Annotated in this window: 14 protein-coding genes; 9 read left to right on the top strand and 5 right to left on the bottom strand. The window is 35.7% G+C overall.

Annotated elements, in window-relative coordinates; all coding sequences use genetic code 11:
* The first annotated feature begins 1 nt into the window (after position 1).
* The 6 genes from DDF69_RS02260 to argS all read left to right on the top strand — a co-directional run bounded on the left by DDF69_RS02260 (position 2) and on the right by argS (position 9,189).
* Positions 2-1,615: a SusD/RagB family nutrient-binding outer membrane lipoprotein gene (locus tag DDF69_RS02260; protein WP_114819352.1), complete on the top strand. Its 1,614-nt coding sequence runs from the start codon at positions 2-4 to the stop codon at positions 1,613-1,615.
* 405 nt (positions 1,616-2,020) lie between these two features.
* The gene (locus DDF69_RS02255; protein ID WP_114819351.1) at positions 2,021-5,017 is read left to right on the top strand and encodes a SusC/RagA family TonB-linked outer membrane protein; all 2,997 of its coding nucleotides are present in this window, start codon (positions 2,021-2,023) and stop codon (positions 5,015-5,017) included.
* A gap of 10 nt (positions 5,018-5,027) precedes the next feature.
* Positions 5,028-6,455 (top strand): SusD/RagB family nutrient-binding outer membrane lipoprotein, encoded by a 1,428-nt coding sequence (locus DDF69_RS02250; RefSeq protein ID WP_114819514.1) that lies wholly within the window; start codon positions 5,028-5,030, stop codon positions 6,453-6,455.
* Positions 6,456-6,641: 186 nt separating this feature from the next.
* Entirely contained in the window at positions 6,642-6,941 is a 300-nt protein-coding gene (locus DDF69_RS22470) for a lipocalin family protein (protein WP_162800853.1), read from the top strand.
* A gap of 181 nt (positions 6,942-7,122) precedes the next feature.
* Positions 7,123-7,272 carry a hypothetical protein gene (locus DDF69_RS21985; RefSeq protein WP_162800852.1) on the top strand — a complete coding sequence of 50 codons (150 nt, stop codon included), beginning with the start codon at positions 7,123-7,125 and terminating at the stop codon, positions 7,270-7,272.
* 156 nt (positions 7,273-7,428) lie between these two features.
* Positions 7,429-9,189, top strand: coding sequence for an arginine--tRNA ligase (gene argS / locus DDF69_RS02240; protein ID WP_114819349.1), 1,761 nt, complete (start codon positions 7,429-7,431; stop codon positions 9,187-9,189).
* Positions 9,190-9,488: 299 nt separating this feature from the next.
* Here the strand turns inward: argS and DDF69_RS02235 are convergent, their stop codons facing one another.
* From DDF69_RS02235 to ccoN, 5 genes are all read right to left on the bottom strand, one after another.
* The gene (locus tag DDF69_RS02235) at positions 9,489-10,430 is read right to left on the bottom strand and encodes a YihY/virulence factor BrkB family protein (RefSeq protein ID WP_114819348.1); all 942 of its coding nucleotides are present in this window, start codon (positions 10,428-10,430) and stop codon (positions 9,489-9,491) included.
* Position 10,431: 1 nt separating this feature from the next.
* The gene (locus DDF69_RS02230; RefSeq protein WP_114819347.1) at positions 10,432-12,759 is read right to left on the bottom strand and encodes a BamA/TamA family outer membrane protein; all 2,328 of its coding nucleotides are present in this window, start codon (positions 12,757-12,759) and stop codon (positions 10,432-10,434) included.
* The gene (locus DDF69_RS02225; RefSeq protein ID WP_114819346.1) at positions 12,759-17,786 is read right to left on the bottom strand and encodes a translocation/assembly module TamB; all 5,028 of its coding nucleotides are present in this window, start codon (positions 17,784-17,786) and stop codon (positions 12,759-12,761) included. The genes DDF69_RS02230 and DDF69_RS02225 overlap by 1 nt, the downstream gene beginning before the upstream one ends.
* Positions 17,787-18,076: 290 nt before the next feature.
* Entirely contained in the window at positions 18,077-18,964 is an 888-nt protein-coding gene (locus DDF69_RS02220; protein ID WP_114819345.1) for a cbb3-type cytochrome c oxidase N-terminal domain-containing protein, read from the bottom strand.
* 19 nt (positions 18,965-18,983) lie between these two features.
* Positions 18,984-21,263: a cytochrome-c oxidase, cbb3-type subunit I gene (gene ccoN / locus DDF69_RS02215; protein ID WP_114819513.1), complete on the bottom strand. Its 2,280-nt coding sequence runs from the start codon at positions 21,261-21,263 to the stop codon at positions 18,984-18,986.
* A gap of 184 nt (positions 21,264-21,447) precedes the next feature.
* On the opposite strand from ccoN, the gene DDF69_RS02210 reads away from it, so the two are divergent.
* The 3 genes from DDF69_RS02210 (at position 21,448) to DDF69_RS02200 (ending at position 25,606) form a co-directional block, all read left to right on the top strand.
* Positions 21,448-21,741, top strand: a complete 294-nt coding sequence (locus DDF69_RS02210) for a helix-turn-helix domain-containing protein (protein ID WP_114819344.1) — start codon at positions 21,448-21,450, stop codon at positions 21,739-21,741.
* 287 nt (positions 21,742-22,028) lie between these two features.
* The gene (locus tag DDF69_RS02205; protein ID WP_114819343.1) at positions 22,029-24,995 is read left to right on the top strand and encodes a sensor histidine kinase; all 2,967 of its coding nucleotides are present in this window, start codon (positions 22,029-22,031) and stop codon (positions 24,993-24,995) included.
* On the top strand, positions 24,992-25,606 hold the full coding sequence (locus DDF69_RS02200; RefSeq protein WP_114819342.1) for a response regulator transcription factor: 615 nt from the start codon (positions 24,992-24,994) through the stop codon (positions 25,604-25,606). Before DDF69_RS02205 ends, DDF69_RS02200 begins: the two co-directional genes overlap by 4 nt.
* Positions 25,607-25,705 lie beyond the last annotated feature (99 nt).

Here is a 25,705-nt window from a genome sequence, read left to right as displayed (position 1 = left end):
TATGAAAAATATTAAGATAAGTACTTCTTTAATCATTGGAGCGTTGGCTTTAGCCTCTTTTCATTCATGCAATAGATACCTGGATATTAATGAAAATCCAAATGCCATTCATATTGAGGAGGTAACTCCGGATTTATTGTTACCAGGAACAAATACCCAGATATTTAGAACTCAGGCAACTACCATGAATGTTTTCGGTAATTTAATGATGAACTCATGGGCTGGTAATTCATATGTTTATGGTTCTCCTTATGTAAGAGAATTTAACCTTAATACTGTAGATAATAGTTTTTATAATGGCATTTGGGATGGATTATACCGCAACATGGCAAACTATAAACTAATAGAGAACTATCCTAATAGTGATGGAGCTCAGGACTATTATGTGGCGGCAGCTAAAATTATGCGAGCATTTTATATGCAGACAATAGTTGATTTGTATGGAGATGCTCCTTTTTCTGAAGCATTTAATTATCAATCAAATTTGACTCCCAAATATGATGATGATAAGAATATTTATCATGCTGAAATTGAAGATTTGGAAAAAGCTATTTCGTTAATTCAGCATGCAGGATCAAATGTAATAGCTTTGAATCCTTCAACAGATAATATTTTTGGAGGATCAACAACTAAATGGATTCAATTTGCTAATACGATCAAATTGAGATACCTTGTAAGAATGAGTCGACTTACAGGTTCTGAGGCTACTTACAGAGATCAAAAACTAGCATCATTAAATGGTGCTGCTTTTATTAGTGAAGATGTTTTGATAAATCCTGGTTATTCAGCCGCTACAGATGATCAACAAAACCCTTTTTATGGAACATATATCAGAACAACGGCTGGAACTAGAGTAGGACAAGTTGTTACTGTTTCAGAGCATTTCGCTAATGCATTAAATGGTAATCCAAATAATTTAGTATTACCTAATAATCCATCAAATATTTATGATAAATATACGGGGCTTGCTGATCCTAGAAGGGGAAGAGCATTTACATTAGTTTCCGGTGCTTTGAAAGGTATTCGACAAGGTGCTTTAGCTGGTGAACCTGGTGCTCCAACTGGGAATAATTCTGTTTCAAGAATAGGTCTAGGAATTACAAGTGAACTATCTACTGCAAACAATGCTACAAATATTAGTCTTGGTTCTACTAAATCAGGAGTAATCATGTCTAAATCCGAAATTAAGTTTCTTCTTGCAGAAGCATCTTTAAGGTATCCTTCAGTAAACTTAGGGAATGCTCAAACTCATTTTGAAGATGGAATACAAGCTTCATTTGATTATTTAGGAGCAACAGTTGGTACTTATATTACTTCTGCAAACCTAAGACCAGGGTTAGGTTGGACAGGATCGATGGATCAAAAAATCGAAGCAATTATGACACAGTCTTGGATTGCAAATACAAGTATAAATCCTGTTCAGTCATTTATCAACTATAATAGAACAGGTTACCCATACACTCCATTAGCAACAACGACTAATAAACCAAATAAACCATATCGATTGATATATCCTGTATCTGAGTATGTCGCAAACTCATCAAATGTGCCCAATATTTCAAGTGCGGATGCATTCGTAAGAAATCAGTTCACTCCATTCTGGAATCAAAACTAATTTGCAATACAATTTTAATATATTTTTACCGCCTTCGGGCGGTTTTTTTGTTTTTAAGACCAGTTGTTTCTTTAGTTATATCAGTATGTAAAGCATAGTATCTATACGGTTTAAAGTGGTGTTTTTTGTTTGTTTTTATTTCAAGTTGCTGATATTCAAATTGTTTTAGCTCTGGGGAGTGATGATTTAATATAGATAATATCAATTTAAGTGATTGTTATTATTTCTTAAATGAAATTAACATTTAATTACTTGCTTTTTGTTAAATATTTAATTTTTAACTAATTTTAATACTTTTTTTATTGTTTTTATTTGAAAAAAGTGAAACAAATGTATTTTTTTTAATTTTTGCTTTGTTGTATTAAGAAAGTTTTACAAATTTGTAGGGTACAAAATTAATTTGATATGAAGAAACTAACAGCAAGTCTTCTTGTTTTAGTACTATCTTCTTCTATAGCTGTTGCAAATGCCCAGCAAAAGAATGATACTATTAAAACAAAAGAGATCGAGGGCGTTGTCGTAACAGCCCTTGGTATTAAGAGAGAAAAGAAATCTTTGGGATATGCCTCACAGGAGATTAAAGCAAGTGCTCTTTCTGATGGAACCACAAACACAGGTAACATTGGAGCTCAATTATCTGGTAAGGTCGCCGGTCTTAATGTTACTACCAACAATAACTTTGGTGGATCAGCAAATTTGCTTATAAGAGGGGTTAAAACATTAGGAGGAGGAAACCCATTGATTGTAATTGATGGATCACCTGTTAATAATACCTATACACAAGAGAAATCAATTGATTACGGTAATGCCTTATCTGATATTAATCAGGAAGACATAGAATCAATTAACGTATTAAAGGGTGCCGCAGCATCGGCTTTATATGGAGAAAGAGGTTTAAATGGTGTTATTGTTATCACGACTAAAAATGGTAAAGGAAAAGATGATGGTTCATGGGGGGTTACTTTATCATCTTCAGTCAATGTTGGTTTTATTGATAAATCAACATTTCCGGAATATCAGACTAGATATGGAGCTGGATATTCTCAAAAATTTGGATCTCAAGGTCCTGGAGGCTTAAATAATGCCAATTTTGGAGCAGATGCTTCGTGGGGACCAAAATTTGACCCTAATTTATTGGTATATCAATGGGATTCTTTTGATCCAACATCTCCTAATTATGGCAAAGCAACTCCTTGGGTGGCAGCTAAAAATGGACCGATTGAATTCTTTAATAATCCTGCTACATACACGAATACTGTAACATTAGAAAAGGGTGAAAAAGGGAAAAATATCAGTTTTACATATGACAATATGATGTCAGATGGTCTTATACCTAACTCCCATATTAATAAAAATACTTTTTCCCTAAAAGTAAATTATGATCTGACTTCTAAATTACATTCTTCTTTCTATTCTACAATGACATTACAGGATACGAAAGGACGTAGTATAACCGGATATAGCGATAATACAGTTACCGGTTTCAGACAATGGTGGCAAACTAACGTAGATGTAAAGGATCTTGAAAGGGCTTATTTTGCTAATGTTAATCCTAGTATTGCTAGTGCATTGAATAATTATGGGAATGTTACATGGAACAGAAAATCTGCTTCTAATGGGGCTCCTGCATATTGGAATAACCCATATTTCCAAGCATATCAAAATTATACAAGCGATAGAAGACATAGAAATTTTACCTATGCTCAATTAACTTATGATTTATTAGATAATATTTCTGTAACAGGTAAGGTCTCTTATGACAGATCAAATCTTTTTGCAGAGAATAGAGTAGCTGTTGGATCTGTAGCTCAGCCTTTTGGACAATCAGGAAATGACGTATCTTCTGGTTATGCAAGACGTGATGTACTGAGAACTGAAACAAATTATGATTTAATGGTGAATTATAAATTTGATATTACTGATGATATTAATGTTTCAGGAGTTTTAGGTGGAAATATAAGAAGGAACTATTTTAATTCTGTATACGGTTCAACTGAAGGAGGATTAGTTGTTCCTGGAATTTATGCACTTTCAAATTCTAAAAAAGCTCCATTAGCATCAGATGAAAGTGAGTATACAACACAAACTAATTCAGGATATATCACAGCATCATTTGATTTTTTCAAAAAGTTTTACATAGATGGTACATGGAGAGTTGACCAAAGTTCAACGCTACCGGCTGGTAATAATGTATATAACTATCCTTCAGTGACTGGATCTCTAATCATGTCGGAAATTTTGAATACTAAGAGTTGGATGAATTTCTGGAAATTAAGAGCAAACTATGCAGAAGTAGGAGGTACTGCAGATCCTTATATGCTGACAAATAATTATAGATCTGCAGGGATTTTATCAGGTGTAGGAATATATAGTTCAATTTTGAATCAAGCCAATCCAGATCTAAAACCTCAAAGGTCTAAAGAATTTGAAGTAGGTACAGAAGCACATTTCCTAAAGGATAGAATAACAGTTGATTTTGCTTATTATAAAACGAAAACGATTGATCAGATTATAACACTTCCTGTTTCTTCAGGAACAGGGTATACTGGTAAAGTTATTAATGCAGGAAGAATTGATAATACAGGTTTTGAAGTGCAGTTAGGACTGGTGCCAATAAAAACAAAAGATTTTACATGGAATATCGATGCCAACTGGTCTAAAAATAAAAACGAGGTTGTGAGCCTATATCCGGGAATTACTAATCTTCTTCTGAACAGCTTCCAAGGAGGAGTTTCTCTTAATGCCAGAGTAGGGGAAGCTTGGGGAACTCTAATCGGAAGTGATTATGTCTATCTGAATGGACAGAGAGTTATTGATCCTGACACAGGAATTTATCAAACTAATTCAAATCAAATTATAGGTAATACTACTCCTGATTGGATTGGAGGTATCAGAAATACCTTTAGCTATAAAGGCTTCTCTTTAAGTTTCTTAATTGATATGCGTAAAGGTGGAGATATTTTCTCAACTGATATGTATTATGGTATGGATACAGGGCTTTATAAAGAAACTGCTATTGGCGATTACAGAGATAAGGATGTTATACTTCCTGGAGTCTTGCCAGATGGAACTCCTAATAATATAGCATTGTCACAGTTTTCAACTGGAAGTAACTATGGATATGAAACCCAGCCGGCAAAAGAATTTGTCTATGATGGATCTTTTATTAAGCTAAGAGAGGCTAGCATTGGCTATATGCTTCCTAAATCTTTATTGGCTGGAACTAAAATTTATGATGCGAAAATATCTATTGTAGGGCGAAATTTATGGATCATTCACAAAAATCTTCCATATGCTGATCCGGAAGCTATGATTGGTGGAGGAATTAATTCTTATGGATGGTCAATTGGATCTATGCCAACAACAAGAGATATTGGAGTAAATGTTACATTTAAATTTTAAAAAATCAACAATGAAAAATATATTAAAAACTGCCTTATTTGGCATATTTATATCTGCAAGTTTGGTATCATGTCAAAGTGATCTGACCTCGCTGAATGAAGATCCTAAGCACCCATCGATTTTACCTTCAGAAAATTTACTAGCTACGGCATTATTCCAGTCTTCTTATTATATGGACAATCCTAGTGTGAATTTTAATAATTATCGTTTTTTTACTCAGCAATGGGCAGAAGGACAATATCCTCAGGAAACACAATATGATTTGGTAACCAGAAATCAGCCTAGAAATCATTTTAACAGGATGTATGTATACAGCATCAATAATATTAGACAGGCAAAAGAAAATCTGAAAGCAGAAGTGGAAACTAATGATATTCGTACAAACAAATTAGCAACATTAGAAATTGAAGAGATTTTCATTTGGGAGAACTTGGTGAATACTTTTGGTGATGTGCCTTATTCCGAAGCTTTTAAGCCTAATGAGATTCTTACACCAAAATATGATGATGCTAAAAGTATTTATACAGATTTAATTAAAAGAATTGATGCTGTAATTGCAACAGTAAAACCTGCAGCAAAAGGATATGGATCTGGTGATTTAGTTTACTCGGGAAATATGAATAAATGGGTGAAATTTGCCAATTCTGTGAAATTAAGACTGGGAATAAACTTAGCAGATGTTGACCCAACATTGTCAAAAGCAACTGTTGAATCAGCAATTGTAGGAGGCGTAATTTCTTCTGAAGAGGAAGCTTATAAATTTGCCTATGATGGGAATACGTTTTCAAATCCTGTTTTCGATAATCTTGTAGCTTCTAACAGAGATGATTTTGTTCCTAGTGAATTAGTTATCAATACTATGAGTAGCCTTTCGGATCCAAGAATGGATCAATGGTTTACAAAAGTTGGTGGAGTTTATAAAGGAGGTGTTTTTGGTGAATTAAATGACCCATATAGTGATTTTTCTCATCTAAACGATTATTTCAGATCATCTACAACAGCTTCAAATTTATTAAGTTATGCAGAAGTAGCTTTTCTTAAGGCTGAAGCAGCAGCTAGAGGATATTCAGCAGGTGGCACAGCAGCAGATCTTTATGCTACAGCAGTAACAGCATCAATGAAAGAAAATGGTGTTTCAGATGCTAGCATTGCATCATATCTTAGTGCTAACCCTTATAATGCAGCTAACTGGAAACAGTCAATCGGAGTTCAGGCATGGATTGCTATGTTCAATAAAGGATTTGCTGCATGGAATTTTACGAGACGTTTAGATTATCCGGCTCTTGTAAATCCGCCAAAATCTAACTTGTCTTCAGTGCCATATAGAATGCCTTATTCTGATCAGGAATATGTGTTAAATGGTGCAAATGTTAATGCTGCTGCTAGCAAAATCGGTGGTGACAAGGCGACTACAAAACTATTCTGGGATAAATTTTAATTTATCTAAAATAAATTTGTGAATTTGAATCTAATGCATTATATAAAATTTTTTATAGGAGTTTTACTCTTTATGGCTGTTACCTCATGTTCTTCTAGCAATGATAATAATAGTATTATAGAAGAGAGTGTCAATATTATTGGAAATTGGAAACCGTAAAAATATGAATTTAGAGGAAAGACAATTTTGTTAAATGAGTGTGAGAAAAAGGGCCAAATATCAATTAATACAGATTTTTCGGGTGTTTACGAAAGGTACAATCTTGTTAATTCTGGTACTTGTAATCTTACTGAATCTTACAATGGTAAGTGGAGCTTTGATAATAGTAGCTTAACACTAACTTATAGTGAGGCAGGAACTGTAAAAACATTAAAGAGAACTCTTCAGTCATTTGATGATTTTGAGTTAAGAATTTCAGATAATTCTAAAGATTTAGATGATACACCTGGAAATGATAATGCAATTTTAGTTTTTGTTAAACAATAATTCTTATATAAACCGCCTTCGGGCGGTTTTTTTGTTTGTAAATTATAAGGTAAAGGTCAATGATTTCAGTTGAATAGATATATAAGAATATTTTTAAATTGATTTTTTATTTCATATTTAATTATTACCTTGTTCTAAAGAGACTTTTACAGTCTTTACAACTAAATTAAAAAGTATTATTATGAAAAATCTAAAAAAAAAATCGAAATCAGAATTAAAGAAAATTGCAGGTGGATGGGTTCCCCAGCCAGGACAGAGTTGTCCGGAAGGAACTTGTCAGTATACAGAAAATGGACCTTGTAGAATTTACAATCCGGACAAATGTTATTAATAGCTCTATAGCTTAAAAGCTAAAGGAATAACGTTTATGAATTAATAAAAGAGTTCGGTAATTGTTACCGAACTCTTTCCGTATATTTGTACTTCAAAATTTTGAAATGAAATGCGGGCTATTACATGTGGCCTTTGAAAAAATAAGTATGAACACATGAATATTAAAGATATTATAGAAGAAAAACTTTCGGAGGTCATTTTAAATGTATATCAGTTAAAAGACATCAAACTGGAAGTTCAGGAAAATAAAACGGAATTTGAAGGTGATTTTACCATTGTTACTTTTCCGTTGGTAAAACAATTGAAGAAAAACCCTGAAAGTATCGGGGTTGAATTAGGGGAAGCTTTAACAGAACAGACTGATCTTTTTGAAAGCTTTAATGTAGTAAAAGGTTTCCTGAATGTTAAAGTGGAAAACCAGCTGTTTGTGGATAACTTCAGATCTGTAAGCAAGAATTTTTCCACTATAGAAAAGAAAAATGCCACGGTAATGGTAGAATATTCTTCACCGAATACCAATAAACCATTGCATTTAGGGCATATCAGAAATAATTTGTTAGGATTCTCGGTCGCTCAGATTTTAAAAGAAGCTGGATATGATGTAATTAAAACTCAGATCATCAACGACAGAGGGATTCATATCTGTAAATCTATGCTGGCCTGGGAGAAATTCGGGAATGGAGCAACGCCTGAGACGACCAATACGAAAGGAGACAAATTTGTTGGAAACTACTATGTAGAGTTTGACAAAAATTATAAAAAAGAAATTGCAGAACTTGTAGAGCAAGGTGTAGGAGAGGAGCAGGCTAAAAAAGATGCTCCGGTAATGAAAGAAGCTCAGAAAATGCTGTTGGATTGGGAAAATGGAGACAAAACAGTAAGAACACTTTGGGAAGAAATGAACTCATGGGTTTACAAAGGATTCAATGAGACCTATAAAAGATTGGGAGTTGATTTTGACCAGGTTCAATATGAAAGCAATACTTATATTTTAGGAAAAGATCTTATTCAGGCAGGGTTGGATAAAGGCGTTTTGTATCAAAAAGAAGATGGTTCTGTTTGGTGCGATCTTACCGATGAAGGACTTGATCAGAAACTGTTATTACGTTCAGACGGTACCTCAGTGTATATGACTCAGGATCTTGGAACGGCAGTGGAGCGTTTTAAGCAAAATAATATCCAAAAATTAATATATACAGTAGGAAACGAACAGGATTATCACTTCCAGGTTTTATTTAAAATCCTGAAAAAATTAGGATATGAGTGGGCAGATCAGTTGTTCCACCTTTCTTACGGGATGGTAGAGCTTCCTGAAGGTAAAATGAAATCCCGTGAAGGAACTGTTGTAGATGCAGACGACCTGATGCAGGAAATGTATGAAACAGCAAAATCTAAAGCTCAGGAATTAGGAAAACTAGAAAGCCTTTCAGAAGAAGATAAAGAAGCATCTTATGAAACAGTAGGATTAGGAGCATTGAAATATTTCATGCTTAAAGTAGATCCTAAGAAAAAAATGCTTTTCAACCCTGCGGAAAGTATTGATTTCAATGGAAATACAGGGCCGTTTATTCAGTATACCTATGCACGTATTCAGTCATTATTGTCTAAAGCAGGTGCTTTACAGTCCGAAACTGCTGATATTGAATTAAATCAATCTGAAAAAGAATTGATTATGCAGTTGACCAACTTTAAAACTGTTGTAGCCAAGTCAGCGGAAACCTTAAGTCCGGCTTTGGTTGCCAACTATGTTTATGACCTTGTAAAAGCATACAACTCTTTCTATCAGAATAACCCTATTCTGAACCAGGAAGATGAAAATGTAAAACAATTCCGTTTGAATATTTCAGATCTCACAGCAAAAACGATCAAAAAATCGTTAGAATTGCTGGGAATCGGAACCGTAAACAGAATGTAAAAATAGAAAGAAAGCCTCCTGAAATTTTTCAGGAGGCTTTTTTATATATAGGAGTTGTTTAGATTTATAAAAAATGTTGAATATATTGAAACCATAAAGAAGTAGTTAAGAAATAAAGTATAGTTAAGATAAATCATTCAGGTTTTTAGTCTTAAAGCGAAGCTTATCTTAATACTCTTAACACCTTAACAGACTCTTAATGTTTCAAAAATAAAAGTTTAAATAGTTTCATAAAATAATCTCGTATCAGGAATATCCCGGATCTCAAAATCTCGCAACCCGAACCCTGTAACCCGAACCTACGTTTTATCACTACTTTCACCCTGCATCTGTTTCAGACTATCCGCATACAACTTAGCAGGAGTCCATCGTGCATGTTTGGAAAGAACTACTTTATATCCCTTTTTGTAAGTATATACTTTAGTAAATTCTGCGCCAAAGAATATCAGCATACAGGAATAATTGATCCACATCATAATCAGAATGACTGTTCCGGCAGCACCAAAGGCTGAGGTAGGTTTTACCTGATTAAAATAAAGACTTAATAAAAATTTTCCAAGGGTAAATAAAACCGTAGTCAGGAATGCTCCTTTCCATACCGGTTTCCAGCTGACTAAAACATCGGGCAGCACTTTAAACATCAAAGCAAATAACAGCATCACAAGGCCAAAACCGACGGCGAAATTGACAACCTCTACCAACATGTACGTCTCAAAACCAAAATATTGGGTGATAATCGTATTAAAAAGGCTGATCAGAGAAGATAAAATCATGGTGATCATCAGAAGAAATCCCAGAATAAGAATCATTCCCAAAGAATTCGCTCTGTCCAGTAAAAATTTGACTAATGCCTTTTTGGGAGCAGCTTCTACTTCCCAAAGTGTATTTAATGAATGTTGCAGCTGAAAGAAAAGCGTAGTAGAACCGAAAACCAATGATCCAACTCCAACTGCCTTCATAAAAATATTCTTTTTGTCAATAAGAGCACCGGCGAGCATACCTTCGATACTTTTTGCCACATCCGGTCCCATAATACCACTGATCTGTGTGCTGATCTGCCCGCGAATGGCTTCTTCCCCAAAGAAATTTCCAAGTACCCAGATAATAATAATTAATAATCCCGGGATAGAAAAGATGGCATAATACGCAAGACTTGCTGAATCTTTTGATGCAGTAGAATTGTTCCATTCAGTGAATGTATCTTTTAAAACTTCCCAGAAAAATTTAGCGGTTTTGATCATATTAAAAAGGATATCCGATGGCAATATTTAAAACAAGATTGTCTTTTCTCCAGCTTGAGTCTCCGAAATTAATTTTATCGAAGGCCCATCTGTCCCCTTTCTGATAGTAAGGAACTCTCAGTGGCATCGCAAGATCCAGTCTTAAAATCAGGATAGAAAAATCCAGTCTCAGACCTACTCCGGCTCCCACCGCAATTTCATTTAAAAAATCTTTTGAAAACTTAGCCCCGGGTCTGTTTTCATCGTCGTGAAGAAGCCAGATGTTTCCGGCATCTACAAAAACGGCAGCATTTAAGAACTTATAAAGATTGGCACGGTACTCCGCATTTAATTCCAGTTTGATATCTCCGGACTGGTCAAAGTAAGTCCCAGGATCTATCGTTCTCGGGTCAAAACTTCCCGGTCCTAATGTTCTTGCACGGAATGCCCTGATACTGTTACTTCCTCCTGAGAAAAACTGTTTAGAGAAAGGAATATACTCTGAGTTTCCGTATGGATAGGCAATTCCTCCAATAAATCTCGTAGCCAGTGAAGACTTTTCACTGAACTTATGATAGAATCTGAAATCGTTTTCAATCTTTACATATTGGCTGAAAGGAATACCAAATATTTTCTTTTCCTTATCTTTCTTTACATCGGCTCCTGTTACCAACCCTGTAATATTTCCAGCAAGATCAAGCGTACCTTTATAATAAACGGTGTTGGTCTTTGGAAGCATGGTATTGGTATAGGTGTAAGAATAGGTAGGACCGAAAATAAGCTGCTTTGCCACAACTCTTGCCATTGCTGGATTCTTCTTTGATATTGAATCATATTCTGCGGTAACCTTTGCCGGGGACACCAAAGTAATATCAATCACTTTCAGATCATGTTCTTTTCTTGCGTTTTCTTTCCACACATATCCGAATGATCCGGTGAAATTATTTAGGGTATAGTATTGTGTTCTGTTCTGGAATTCATATCCCAATGTGATATTTGTTCTGGGAACAAATTCACTGGAAGAATGAAAACGGAATGGTGCTACAATTCTTGGGATTGAAAGTTGTACGTTTGTTCCTGCACGGAAAATATTATTGGCATTTTGAGCCCCTCCCATCTGGAAATCAAAAGCTCCATAGATGGCTGCTTTAAATTGTTCTGCACCTCTGAAGAAATTTCTGTGGGTCCAGTTCAGGTTCAGCTCACTACCCGCATAGTTGGCGGAATTGGTCCTTCCCAATGCTTCTAGACGAAGCGATTGTACCTGTCTTGGAGTCAATAAATAATAGGCATCAAATTTATGGCTTAAAGAATCAGATACAATAAACTCGTTCTTTACAAATTTGAATACGCCCAGACTGATCAATCGGTTCAGAGTTAAATTGTGGTTCGAACGGTTGTAAAGATCTCCTTTTTTGAAATATAAAGCTCTGTCAAAAATTTTCGGTTTAAATTTATGCTGCGGATCAATGACGTAAATGTCATCAAAACGATATTTGGAAAGAGAATCTTTATCCATCGGGATACTGTATTTACCATCTTTTACATCCTGAATATTGTAATTGGGAAATACAATAACATTATCAATACCGAACTGCTGCGTTGCCAAATCAGGAGTGTTATCTTTTAGTTTTACGTTAAGTTCAACTTTATGATTTTTACTCACCGTACTGTCCGCCTGCACGATAATATTATCAGGATGGAAATAATAAAAACCTCGTTCCTTTAGCCTGTTGTCAATTCTTTCTCTTTCTGCTTTGATGACGTCCAGGTCAAATGGTCTTCCGTTTTTAAGAAGAGTTTTATCCGTAAGGTTTTGAATTTCATGATTGACCAGTGTAGAATCTTTCTGGAATTTTACACCGTCTATCAGATATCTTGAACCAGGCCTTACTGTATAAATAACCTGAGCTTTTTTGTTCTTTGAAACGGTGTCATAAGTAGCTCTGGCATTGAAATATCCTTTGTTTTCAGAATAATTTTCAATGATATCTTTATTGAACTCACGATCTACATCTCCCAATAATACTGGTTTTTCACCCACTTTATATTTAAGCCAGTAATTAAAACCTTTGTCTTTTTTAGGCTCCTTGGCAATATTATAAAAATACAGCTTGGGACGCAGCCCTAAAAATGTGGAATTAGGCTTTGGAGTGAGGTTCGCTTCCAGTGCAGACTCAAGATCTTTTTTTTCTTTTTTGGAAATCGTATCATTTTCAATCTTTACTTTGGCTCCCGTATAGAGCATCTGGCCCTCTTTCAGAAACCTGGTGTTGCTGCACGAGATTACCGTGGATGCCATTCCGGAAACCAACAGATACTTACAATATATATGGAACTTATTATTCATTATTTAAATTCTACCACTTGGTTATTTTGATTTTTTTTCTGCTTTTTCTCTTTAGATTTCTGGAAAATCTCCCGGAATTTGTCATAATCCAATGTAATAATAAATCCGACGCCGGTTTCTATGATCTGTCCCTGAAGAGCTACCTGATATTCATCCTTACGATAAGCACGAAGCATATACCTTCCATCTTTGGAAAGGCTGTAATCTACGGATACATTACCCGCAATATTGGTCATGTTTTCATTCTGGCGTGCCTGGCCTTCCAGTCCGAAGTTACTTCCTACCGTTACTTTCAGTCGGTCATTCAATAATTTTTTACTGATATCTACATTCAGGTCGGTGCGGGTATTTTTCTCTCCGCTGGAATAATCTTCTGAAGAATCAAGTCCAAAATTAAGATCTACTCCTTTAATCAGGCCTGCTGCAAGATTATTTAGCTGCTGAGAAAGGATTTTACTCACACTTTGTCTTGCCATGGTTTCTGCAGACATTCCGGCACCGCTTTCAAACGGATTTTCTCCGATAAAACGGTTCAGAAGCAATAAGGCAAATACCTGTTTGTTCAGCTCAGACTCCTGAGTTCTTATCTGGGCAAGCTTCTGATCTACAACATCTTTTACATTCGTAGATACAGAATTATTTTTCTCATCTGTAGTAATATCGAAAGTAAGCTGAGGTTTCAATAATTCTCCTTTCATTTTCAATAAAGCATTGAAAGGAACCCTCTGCTTAAACTGATTCATCGTTGAGGCACTCTCTCCACTGATCTGCTGCTCCACAAGGTCAATAGGTGGTGCTTCTGTTTTATATACGGCAGTAATATCCATTTGAGCCATAGTAGGTTCACCTGTCCAGGTAATGGTACTGCCTTTCTGAATGTCAAATTTACGTTTCAGGAAACTCACCGAAAGATCATAACTTCCTTTTTCCACTTCATATACTCCTACCAGCGTAGTTTTTCCTGACGGATCTATTCCTCCGGTTAATTCAGCTTCACCCTGAAGCTGTACAAAATCACCATTGGCTTTATCAATGATCAGAGACAGTTTTGCCTCTTTGCTGACTTCAATATTGACACTTACATCCATTCCTTTGATGCGGCTCTGCGCATTAAGAGAATCGGCTTTGATTGTTTTGTTTAAAACCACTTGATCCTGATCCACAAATTCTACAATACCATCTCTCTCCTGTAAAGTAGGGCTGGATTGAGGAAGAACAAAAGTGAAATCAGTGTTGTCTGCCACGCTCAGTCTTCCGTCTACTTTTGGAAGATCAAGGTTTCCACGGATATGAAGCCCGGCATCAATGGCCAGAATACCATACATCATCGCATCATTTGATTTCTCTGAATTGACAACTTTGAAGTCTTTTGCATTCACATCCAGATTAAAGGCAAAATCTCTGTAGGTTTGGGTAAGAACCTGCCCGTCCACCACAAGAGCATTTCCGTCCTTGTCTTTGATTTTGAACTGATCAAACTCAATTCCGCGGCTGGTAAAATCTATTTCATCACTAAGGTGTCTGAAATCACTTCCCGTTTTGGCAATTTCCAATCCGGCATCATTGAATTTCACTTTTCCTAAAATATTCGGTTTATCTGTAGTTCCGGTGATCTTTAAGTTTCCTGATAGATAACCTTCTGTATTGGTAATGGCATTCATAGAGAATCCCTGAATACTCTTCATCTGAAGCTGGTTGATCGCCATATTCAGATCAAAAGTACTGGAAGAGGTATTATAATCTCCAAGGATTTTTACGTCATTGTTATTTCCGGAAAGGGCAATATCTGCATTTAAAACCTTCGGTGAGGCATTATTCACTTTTACAGCAAGGTTTCCGACAGGACTTCCATAGACAATTAAGTCTGAAATATTCAGGTCGGAAATGAATGTCATATTTTTAGTCACATCACGAAGCTGCGCTGTTCCGTTGATCGTTCCTCTTGCCAGAACCGTATCTTTTTTAATAAGTTCCGTAATGGTTTCAATTTTAAAATCTTTCAACGAAATATTCAAAGGGCTGCTTGGATTGTTGCTTTCAGACTGCACAGCAATTTCACTGCTGCCATTAGACAAGATGAAGTTATCCGCCAGAATTCCTTTATTGCTGATCTGAATTTTATTGTTTTCAGCAATATTCCAGTCCGTATAATTCAGTTTCAACCCGTTCGGGTTCAGAGATATTTCGGTAATATCATTCAACGATTTTGCATTTCCTGCAATCAGGAACTGAGTGGCATCTTTCTCATCTTTTGTGGTAACATTATATCGGATGGTATTGTCCGCAACATCTCCTTCAATATTGATTTTATTTAAAGAAAAGCTTGAGCTTTTTAAAGCCGCTACATTCAGACTGTACTGCAATGCCTGATTTTCATTGGTGACTTTTAAAGCTCCTTTTTCAATGGTATTTTCACCATATAATAATCTTGGTATTTGGCCGTCAATTTCAATTTTCTGAGAATCTGCATCATAATTTCCAACAAGATTGATGGTTTCAAAATCTTTCAGATCCGGCACAAACTTTCTGATCAGATCATCATTTTTGATTTTAGCCGTAAAAGTAAAATGTTGTCCCGGATCAATTTTCTGTTTGTTATCCGGCTTCTGGAACTGGTAATACTGATTCACAGTTTTCGTTAAAGCACCAAAAATCTGAGTCAATTTATATTTACCTTTCAGTTCCACATCTGCAATCTGGGAATTGAAAATAATCTGAGTAGAATCTGTTGTGGAAGAAGCCTTCAGATTGACTTCCTGTACAGGATAAACCTCTTTGGTATCCGAGAACGCGAAATTTTTAAGGTTGAGATATCCATTTAAATTATTGGGATCTAAGCTGGTGAAATCTCCATCAATTTTTCCGGCAATAATCATTGGTTTTTCATAGAAGCCAAGTTTATTGACATCCAGTTTGATGACTTCTCCATTCACTTTTACTGTAGGATTTTTTTCATCATAAACTCCCGAAGCAGTCAGTTGTAAACTGGCATTCGGGTCTTTTGAATCTAAAATGACATGATAAGCTCCTTTATTGATCTTTCCGGTAAGATTCATATTTTGATAGCGATATCCTTTGTAGACTGCGGAAGCAACGTGACCTTTTAAATCTGCATTGGCATTTTTAAAATCAAAACTTTCCCCTTTGGCTGCAATTTGTGCAGTGATAGGACCAATATCTTTATTCTGAATAATTTTTCCTACCTGTATACCCTGAAGATTGGCTTTCACATCATACAATTCATGATTTTTTCTTCGCATGTCTACCTGTGCGATGATGGCAGCATTTCCTAAAGTAGAGTACAGGTTTAAGTCTGTATTCACCACTTTTGTCGTTCCTTTTGCATTTCCTTTGATGCTGAAATGGGAAGGAAGCGAAATATTGGAAGGAATTGTATTTTTAGGGACAAGATTGAATATTGTTTTGGCATTGGATGAAAATTCTCCAATTCTCAGATCATAATACAACTGATCTGGGTTCATTGCATTTTTGATCTTTCCGGAAGCCATTACCCTTAGTTGATCCAGCCCTGAAACTTTGAGATCCTGAATTAAAAGATCATTTACGCTTCCTTTTACATTCGCATTTAAGTTTAAAATAGCGTTCGGATATTTGTTGAAGGGAACCGTATTTTTTAAAGTCGGAACCAGATTCAGAATGTCAGAAAACCCTATTTTTGAATCTTTGATATTGGCCGAAATCTTTACTGCACCTAAGTTTTTGCTAAGTTGATCAATGGAATTATAATTTAAAATAACCTCATCACGCAATAGGGTTTTAGGAGTTTGAAGATAAAGATCTTTCAGATATGCTTCCTTTTCTGCGTATACAAAATCCGTATTGAATTTCTGGATATCCAGCCCTCTGCCTTCTTTAATTTCTGCAGAATTTACGGTTCCGGCAAAAGTATTATTCTCCATTTTGAAGCTTCTTACCTCCACATTCATTTTTGAGAAATTAAGGTGATTGAAGTCCATTCCCTGTTTCGTTGGAGCAATGGCAGTATTGTTATAATTGACTTTTACATCGTTCAGAACAAGTTTCCCTAAGAGAAGTTTCATGGCTTTATCCTGATCAGAAACTTTGGAAACTTCAGGTTCTTTTGTTGTTTTCGGATTGGCATTCTGAGCAGGAAGATAAAGGTTGGCATTAATATCTGCCCCGGAAAGAAATACATTGGCTACATTGTAAGCATTGTTTTCAAGATCCAGTTTGTTGACCTTTGTACTCAGTTCTTTGAAGATAACTTTTGCAAATGTTTTGGTGTTTTCATCACCGTAATCAATATCGAAATGAGTAAGCTTGATTCCTCTCAACCCAATATTCATAGGTTTTTTTTCATTCAGAGAATCTACTTTTTTCTCCACTTTTTTAGCAACTTCTTCTACCAGTCCCTGCTTTAACTTTAATTTTAAGCCGTCAAGGTTGATATCATTAACGGCATAATTGTTTTTGCTGAGATCAAAAGTTTTGACTCTGGTATCAAACGATTTAAAGTAGAGTTGAATATCATTCTTAGATTGCTGGTCATTGAAAGTTACCCCAACATCTTTTAAATTAATTTTATCAAGAGAAATAATGAACGGCTTGGATGGGCTTTCTTCCTTATCACTGGACGCAAAAGCATCAATGATATAATCAAAATTGAATTTGCCGTCTGGTTTCCTTACCACATTGGCGCGTGCTCCTTCCATATTGACCGAAGTAATATCTGCCGTAGAATTAAGAAGCTTCAGCATATGTAAACCTACATCCAGCTTTTTCACTGCCAGAAGGGTATCTACATCCTGTCCTTTGAGGTAGAGGTTTTCCATAACAAGACTGTTGGGAAATCCTATATAAACCCTTTCAAGGCTTACAGGAGTTTTGATTTTTTTCTCCAGATAAACAATGAGCTTGTCTTTGATGAAGTTTTGGACGGCAGGAAGCCTTAAGCTTAGGATCAACAGGGTAAGAAGAACCAATATTGAAATAAAGGTTATTGCAATACGCCTTAAAAGTTTGGTGGTGTTGATTTTCAGTTTCAAATGCGATGAGGTTTCTAACAAAGATAATAATACTATTTTATTTGGTCTTTGTTGTGGTACCCTTTTGCGAATGCAAAAATCCTGCCTTGGCTGTCTTTTTATGGAATTTCTAGTTTGTAGTTGTCAAGTGAATAGTTGAGTAAGACAGCCAAAGTAAGGATTGTTATTTGTAAAAAACGCCCCCTTTTATCATTTTTTTAATGTTGAAAAGGTTAGTTAGCAAAAATGAAATTCAAATGTTAGTAGTGTTGAAGGGGGCGTGGCATGGTTTTATGATAGATAATAATAATTTAGTTGTTTCCGTTTTCCCATTTCACTTCTTCTCCCTGGGGAGCAGCACCGCCTTGTGCTGTAGTGATAGGAGCAGTTTCCTGGTTGATGTGATAAATATAAGCGGCAATCTTTTCAGCATCTCTTCCGGTAATGGTTCCTTCCTTGATGAAAGGTCTCATGGTAGGATTATTCGGAGAACCGTTTTCAAGCATCCAGAATACATTTTTAAATAAGCTTTTTTCTTTAATATTGATCCAATGGGTATCGGTAAGGTTGGGACCTATACCACCTTTTCCTCCGTCTCCGTGGCAGGTAACGCAATTTGTTTTAAACAATTCCTGTCCTTCCGCAATATTATCAGCACTGTATTTTGCAGATTCCAGATTAATTTGAGGAGCAGTTTTCTCATACTCCGCAATGGAAGCTAACATCGTTTTTGTTTCTTTGGTGTACTCTGCTTCCGGATGAGCATAATCTGTGAAAGAAAAAGCAAACAGGTACACGGCACAGAAAATACATCCGAACCAGAACAGACCGATCCACCATTTCGGAAGAGAGTTGTCAAGCTCTGTAATTCCGTCAAAACCATGGTCGATGAGAATATCTTTTTCTTCCGTAGCAGTTTGTTTTTTGAAGGCAGAGTTCCACAATTTCTGGTAGTACGGAACTTTCTTTTCTTCCAGATATTGTTTTTTCTCTTCCTCGGATAGTCGGTTGAAACGTTCATTTTCCACCAGGTCTCCAATAGAGTTCATAATCAGCAATAGGATAGTGGCGATTAAGATCAGCGCCCAGAAAAAAGGAGAGGAAAAATATCCTGAATCTCCGGCGAACATTTCAAAGGCCATGATCGTTAAACCTATCGTAGTTGCGATATATATTGAAATGGGGGTTCTCGTTTTCATTGCAGTTTAATTTTAAATGTTACTCTACGCTTGCGGTTTGTACCTGTGTTGTTTTAATGTCTGTACCTAATCTTTGCAGGTAAGCAATCATTGCCACAATTTCTCTTTGTTCAAGCGGTACATAGGCAGAACCTTTTGCTGTTTTTTCTTTTACCATCTGATCTTTTACGTCTGTTGCTTCAGCGTAAATTCTCTGTACAATTGCTTTGGACTGGTTATCCGCCCATTGGTTGGCAGAATCAATCTGAGCTTTTGTATAAGGAACATCGAAGGCATTTTTCATCAGTTTCATTTTGTCCACCATTTGGGTTTTGTCCAGTTTATTGGTAATTAACCATGGGAAACGTGGCATAATAGAACCGGCAGAAGTAATTCTTGGGTTATACATATGTTTGAAGTGCCATGAATCCGGGTTTCTTCCTCCTTCTCTGTGAAGATCCGGTCCTGTTCTTTTAGATCCCCATAAGAATGGTCTGTCGTATACGAATTCTCCCGCTTTGGAATACTGTCCGTTTTTTCCTTCAAATCTTACAACCTCATCACGGAACGGTCTGATCATTTGTGAGTGGCATGAGTTACATCCCTCGCGGATATATAAGTCTCTACCTTCCAGTTCCAGTGGAGTATAAGGTTTTACTGCTGTAATGGTCGGAACACTCTGCTTCAGTGACAGCGTAGGAACAATTTCCACCAATCCACCGATTGCTATCGTGATGAAAGCTAATACAGAAAGGAGAGTAGGCGTTCTTTCCAACCAAAGGTGTACACCTTCGCCTTCTTTTCTTGTGCTTCCGATATTGGCTAATGCAGGAGCCTCTGCAGGAACATTTTTCTGGAATGAACCAGCTTTAATGGTTTTGATAACATTAACTACCATTAAAATTGCCCCCGATAAATAAAGAACACCTCCAAGGAATCTCATTTTAAAGTATGGAATAATTGCCGTTACCGTATCCAGCCAGTTTTTCCACAATAAAGTTCCGTCCGGATTGAATTGCTTCCACATTAATCCCTGTGTAAATCCTGAAATATACATAGGTACCGCGTAGAAGATGATCCCTAAAGTTCCCAACCAGAAGTGCCAGTTGGCTAATTTTTTAGACCAGAGGGATGTTCTCCACATGATCGGAACCAGATAATATACCACTCCGAATGCCATGAAACCATTCCATCCAAGAGCGCCTAAGTGTACGTGGCCGATAACCCAGTCGGTATAGTGACCAATTTTATTTAATGATTTTGTTGCTAATAAAGGTCCTTCGAAAGTAGCCATACCATAACATGTAACTGCTACTACAAAGAATTTTAGAATAGGATTTTCTCTTACTTTATCCCAGGCTCCTCTTAACGTAAGAAGACCATTCAGCATTCCTCCCCATGATGGTGCAATCAACATGATAGAGAATCCTGTTCCTACCGCCTGAGCCCATGCCGGTAAAGCTGTATATTGCAGGTGGTGAGGCCCGGCCCAAAGGTATACGAAGATCAGCGACCAGAAGTGAATGATGGATAATTTGTATGAGAAGACCGGTCGTTGAGCTGCTTTTGGCATAAAGTAATACATCAGACCTAATACAGGGGTGGTTAATACGAATGCTACCGCATTGTGTCCATACCACCATTGTACTAATGCATCTTTTACACCTGCATATACAGAATAAGATTTCCAGCTTGTGAAAGATAACGGAACTTCAAGATTATTGAAGATGTGAAGCATTGCCACAGCAATCCAGGTTGCCAGATAGAACCAGATCGCTACATATAAATGTCTTACTCTTCTCTTAGCAATAGTTCCGAACATATTGATTCCGAAAATGATCCATGAGAATGCAATTAAAATGTCTATAGGCCATTCATGTTCGGCATATTCTTTAGAAGTATTGATTCCCATAAGGAATGTAATAACCACACTTACAATCATCAACTGCCATGACCAGAAGTGAATCCATGAAAGGGTATCACTGTACATTCTGGTTTTAAGAAGTCTCTGCATGCTGTAGTAAGCACCGCAGAAAAAGGAATTACAAACGAAAGCAAAAATTACAGCACTGGTATGAAGCATTCTGATTCTTCCGAAGCCCATCGCTCCCTGAGTATTGATCAGCCCCTGAATATTACCCGAAGCTAAGCTTTTAATAGTTGTATCATCCGTACCGAATAAAAATTCAGGCAATTCAGGATAAAAAAGCATCAGTGCAGCTGTAAGCCCCAGCAGAAATCCTACAAGTCCGAATGCGATAGTCGCATAGAGGAATGCTCTGACAATATTATTGTCATAATTAAATTTTTGCGTCTCCATAAATTCCAATAGTGTTTACCGAAGTGATATTTTCTCTGAAAAAAGTTCTATTTTTAAGTCTTTTTTATGTCGAAAATAAATATCATGTAACGTGTATAATGTTTTGCCAAAGGTATTTATTAACTTTGTTGGAGGCTAATAGCTAATCTTCTAAAATATACCGAAAACTACTAAAACAAAAACGATGAAAGTATGTGGACAAAATATCAGAAAAATACGTAGGAGCAGAGATCTTACGCAGGAGTACATGGCCTTTGAAATGGGCATTTCCCAAAAGGCATATTCCGATATTGAGAATTCCAAGGTGAAGATCAACCTGGAGATACTGACTAAAATATCTGATATTTTAGAAATCAAGCCATCAGACATCTGTAGTATTTCGCATAAGTGTGGAAATGATGAATATGAAGATAAATATCAAAACCTTGTGGAATACATGAAAAAAAATAATATTTCGATTCCGAAGGAACTTTTATAGGATATAAAAATTTCACTTTTACTTACATTGAATTATCATAGAATAATGATCTCCCCGGACAGAAGGAGATCATTTTTTTTGCGAACAAAAAAGACTGTGTTTTCAGTATGCCTGATGACCATGACATTGATGAGGGAACAAATGTTTGGTTTTTCAAATGTATTGTAATGAATCCATTATTCATATTTAATTATGTAGAAAAAAATTCACATAATTGTGGATAAATATTTACAATAAATTTAATTTTCTATAATATATTTGTCTTAAATATAACGCTGCCCTACTGAATGAAGCTTCTTTACTTTATTTCACTTATTTTTTTTCTATGTATCAAAGGGCAAGGTTATACTACCCAATGGTATAACACGGATAATGGTCTTCCTCAAAACAGTATTAAAGATATTGTAAAAGATAGATATGGTTTTATCTGGCTGTCTATGGAAGGCAGAATTGTACGGTATGACGGAAGCAATTTTGTTCAGTATAATAATTTCAAACTTAAAAATTTAAGCTTCGGTGATTTTTTTGGCAACATCAGAAAAGACAGTATTACGATCAGTAATGCAGGAGAAAAAGATTTTTTACTGATCTCTCAGCGAAGGCCTGATATTATTTTACCTGACATGGTTTCTGATTTGGAAGGTACAGTACAACAGAAAATCTATAAGCGACTTGTTAAAAATAATATTACCGTACGATTTATTTCTTATATCGATTCTTATTTTATCCGGATGGGTACTGGTTCTTACTATTTTGAAAATAATGGAATTACTTATGTTGATAAGATAAGTAAGAAAACCACAAACATTGATCTGAAATTTCCACATCGCAAGTTGAGAAGATTATTTATTCATGGAGATTATGTTTTTATCCCTGACGCTGATAATAAAAAGATACTTCAGTTGTATCAGGGGAAATATTCCTATATCAATGCTCCGTCAATGTATACTGATGCTGATACTAAAATCTATTGGCAGCAAATCACCGGACAGGTGTTCATCATCAGGCATGGTAAGATATACAGAAGTGATTTTTCGGATGGAAAGCTGAGGCTGAATTACCTGTTGGATTATAAGGATATTGATAAAGAAATTTCCGGAGCGATGTTTTATGATGAAGCAGCGAAGAAATTATACATCGGGAGTTCTATTAATGGGCTTAAAATTTTAAGCCTGTCCGATTTCTCGGTGTCCAGAAAAAAATTACCTTATCAGGATGAGGTGTGTTATGCCGGGATTTCTTATAGCGGTAATTCCATTCTGACTCAGGAAGGAATAAGATACTATCCGAATACTTCAGAAAGAATATTTCCGGCTTCTCAATCTTATGATAAACGATATATTTTGCAGGATAACACCGGAAATCTGGTTTATCGGGAGAATAATGCTATCCATATAAGGTACAAGAATACAGGATTTACAAAATATGATTCTATTTCTTTTCAAAATAAGGAAATTGATGGTCTGTATAAAAGTGGAGGATTGTATATGGCATCACTTGTCAGTGGAAAAGAATCTTATCTCTATCTGTTTAAGCAAGATCGTTTTAAAGAAATTGAAAGAATTATTCCCTGTAAAGATAATATAGATGCTGTTTTAAGATATAACAAAGATCTGCTTTATCTGGGAAGCAGCGGCGGAATCTACGTTTACTCTCTTACCGGAAATAAAACGGAGAAGCTGATCGGAAAAGGTCTTCCTGTAAAACAAATCATCCGGACCAAAGATGGGAATATCTGGTTTACAACATACAACAGAGGACTTTATTTGATAAAAGATCAAAAAGCGGTCAGAGTTCCATCCGATAAAAATGATTTCCTGGCGAATGCCCATTCTTTGATGGAGGATAAAAATTCCAACGTATGGATTTCTTCCAATAATGGGTTATTTAGAGTCAATAAAAATATTCTTATACAATACATGAAAGCTCCGAAAGGAGACATTACTTATTACCGTTACACCAAAAAGCAGGGACTGTCGAATAATGAGTTCAACGGAAGTGCCAATCCATGTGCTCATGAACTGGAAGATGGGCAGCTTGTGTTTCCTTCTATGGAAGGTTTTGTGTTTTTTAATCCCGAAAATATTAAAACCTATTACCCCGGAAGTGGGGATGTTTATCTTGAAAGGGCAAGAGTGAGGGGAAAAATGGTTCAGTTGAAAAACAAACTTTTTCTGGAATGCGGTTATAAAAATGCAGAAGTTTACATAGATGTTCCTTACTATTCAGATCTGGAAAATATTTATTTGCAGGCTAAACTTGATACTGAAGACAGTTCATGGACAAATATCAAAAATGATAAAACTTTCCGGATAGCAAATATTGAACCTGGTACTTATAATCTTCTCGTTAGATTTATATCTTCTGAAACCGGGAAATTCGTTTATAAAACATTTCCTGTAGAAGTGGAAGCCTATTTTTATCAAACTTTATTCTTTAAAATCCTGATTGCAGGTAGTATTATTTTCATCATCCTGGTTGTTGTTCAGATGAGAACGAATTTTTTAAGACTAAAAAATAAAGTATTAAAAAATACCCTTGATCATAAAGATAAAGAACTGCTTGAAACCAATAATAAGCTGAAAAATGAATCCGATTATCAGAAAAAACTGGTCGAAAGTATCAGTCACGATATAACTACTCCTGTAAAGTTTATTGCTCTTCTTTCACAGGAACTCAACCAGTCGGAAGATCCGAAAACACAGAAAAAATATTTTGACAGCATTTATAAAACCTCAGAACAGCTCTATAAATTTACGTTAAGTCTTAAAGAATATACAGAACTATACAAACAACAAAATAGTGCGGAAGAAGAGTATTCCATCTATGATCTTATTGAAAACAAAAGATTATTATTCGAAGAAATTGCAGCTCAGAAAAATACATTTATTTATAATTTTTGTGACCATCAACTTAAGATTAAACTTAATAAGAATGTTCTCCTCGCAGTTTTCCACAATATCATAGATAATGCGGTGAAAAATACTTCAGACGGAGAAATTACCATCACATCAGCTTTTACAGGAACACATATAGAAATCAATATTGCTGATACCGGTACCGGAATGTCCGATGAACAGAGAATGTATTATTCGGGGTTGTTTAAGAAAAAAGAGAATGAACATATGATTTTTAAAAATTATGGTTTAGGCCTTCATATGGTTGTTCAGCTGCTCATAAAGATGAATTCCGAAATGACTTTCCATCAAAATACTCCGCAAGGAACACTCATTAAAATCCTTATTAAAATATGACAAAAAAAATACTTATTGCAGACGACCATCATGTGGTGAGAATCGGTACAGCCATGATTCTTGAGAAAAATTTTAATCATTTTGAAGTTGATTTTGCAGAAACCTATGGCGAAACAAAAAAGAAAATTGAATCCGAAAAATATGATCTGGTCATTCTTGATATTGAACTTCCGGGAAGTCTTTTCAAATCAATGGTCAAAGAGATTAAAGAAATCTCTGAAAATACTCTTATCCTCATATTCACTTCTTACAAAGAAAATATTGCATTGCAATACATTGAAGAAGGGGCCAACGGGTTCCTGAATAAACAGAGTGATCCCGAAAATTTTGTCAAAGCAATTGAATCTCTTTTTAAAGACGGACATTATTATACACCGGAGCTCATGAATGAATTGCTGAAGGGAAATAAAAAGCGAAAAGCAATTGAAAACCTATCCGAGAGAGAACTGCAGGTTTTTAATCTTCTGGCAAAAGGAAACGGGAATCTTGAAATTGCAAATGCTCTTAATATAGAAGAGTCCACCGTAGGAACTTATAAAAGAAGAGTTTATCAGAAATTAAAAATCGCCAATTTGGTTGAACTGCTGGAGATCTATAGCGAAATTCATTAATATAGTCTCTTTAAAGTCATAATATCACTACTGTGCTGTGGAAAAATACGTACAGAATCTGTTCGTTAAATAAAGGTTTTTAGCGGTAGGTTAGCATCT

Source organism: Chryseobacterium sp. KLBC 52 (genome assembly GCF_003347605.1).
Classification (GTDB): domain Bacteria; phylum Bacteroidota; class Bacteroidia; order Flavobacteriales; family Weeksellaceae; genus Chryseobacterium.
Note: the sequence above shows the minus strand (reverse complement) of the source record. Positions and strands in the feature narration are given on the sequence as shown.

Bases quoted from the DNA above. Each gene is read 5' to 3' on its own strand.
- DDF69_RS02235 (WP_114819348.1), bottom strand. From the start codon at position 10,430: ATGATCAAAACCGCTAAATTTTTCTGGGAAGTTTTAAAAGATACATTC.
- argS (WP_114819349.1), top strand. From the start codon at position 7,429: ATGAATATTAAAGATATTATAGAAGAAAAACTTTCGGAGGTCATTTTA.
- DDF69_RS02255 (WP_114819351.1), top strand. From the start codon at position 2,021: ATGAAGAAACTAACAGCAAGTCTTCTTGTTTTAGTACTATCTTCTTCT.
- DDF69_RS02200 (WP_114819342.1), top strand. From the start codon at position 24,992: ATGACAAAAAAAATACTTATTGCAGACGACCATCATGTGGTGAGAATC.
- DDF69_RS02250 (WP_114819514.1), top strand. From the start codon at position 5,028: ATGAAAAATATATTAAAAACTGCCTTATTTGGCATATTTATATCTGCA.
- DDF69_RS02260 (WP_114819352.1), top strand. From the start codon at position 2: ATGAAAAATATTAAGATAAGTACTTCTTTAATCATTGGAGCGTTGGCT.
- DDF69_RS02230 (WP_114819347.1), bottom strand. From the start codon at position 12,759: ATGAATAATAAGTTCCATATATATTGTAAGTATCTGTTGGTTTCCGGA.
- DDF69_RS02220 (WP_114819345.1), bottom strand. From the start codon at position 18,964: ATGAAAACGAGAACCCCCATTTCAATATATATCGCAACTACGATAGGT.
- DDF69_RS02205 (WP_114819343.1), top strand. From the start codon at position 22,029: ATGAAGCTTCTTTACTTTATTTCACTTATTTTTTTTCTATGTATCAAA.
- DDF69_RS21985 (WP_162800852.1), top strand. From the start codon at position 7,123: ATGAAAAATCTAAAAAAAAAATCGAAATCAGAATTAAAGAAAATTGCA.
- ccoN (WP_114819513.1), bottom strand. From the start codon at position 21,263: ATGGAGACGCAAAAATTTAATTATGACAATAATATTGTCAGAGCATTC.
- DDF69_RS02210 (WP_114819344.1), top strand. From the start codon at position 21,448: ATGAAAGTATGTGGACAAAATATCAGAAAAATACGTAGGAGCAGAGAT.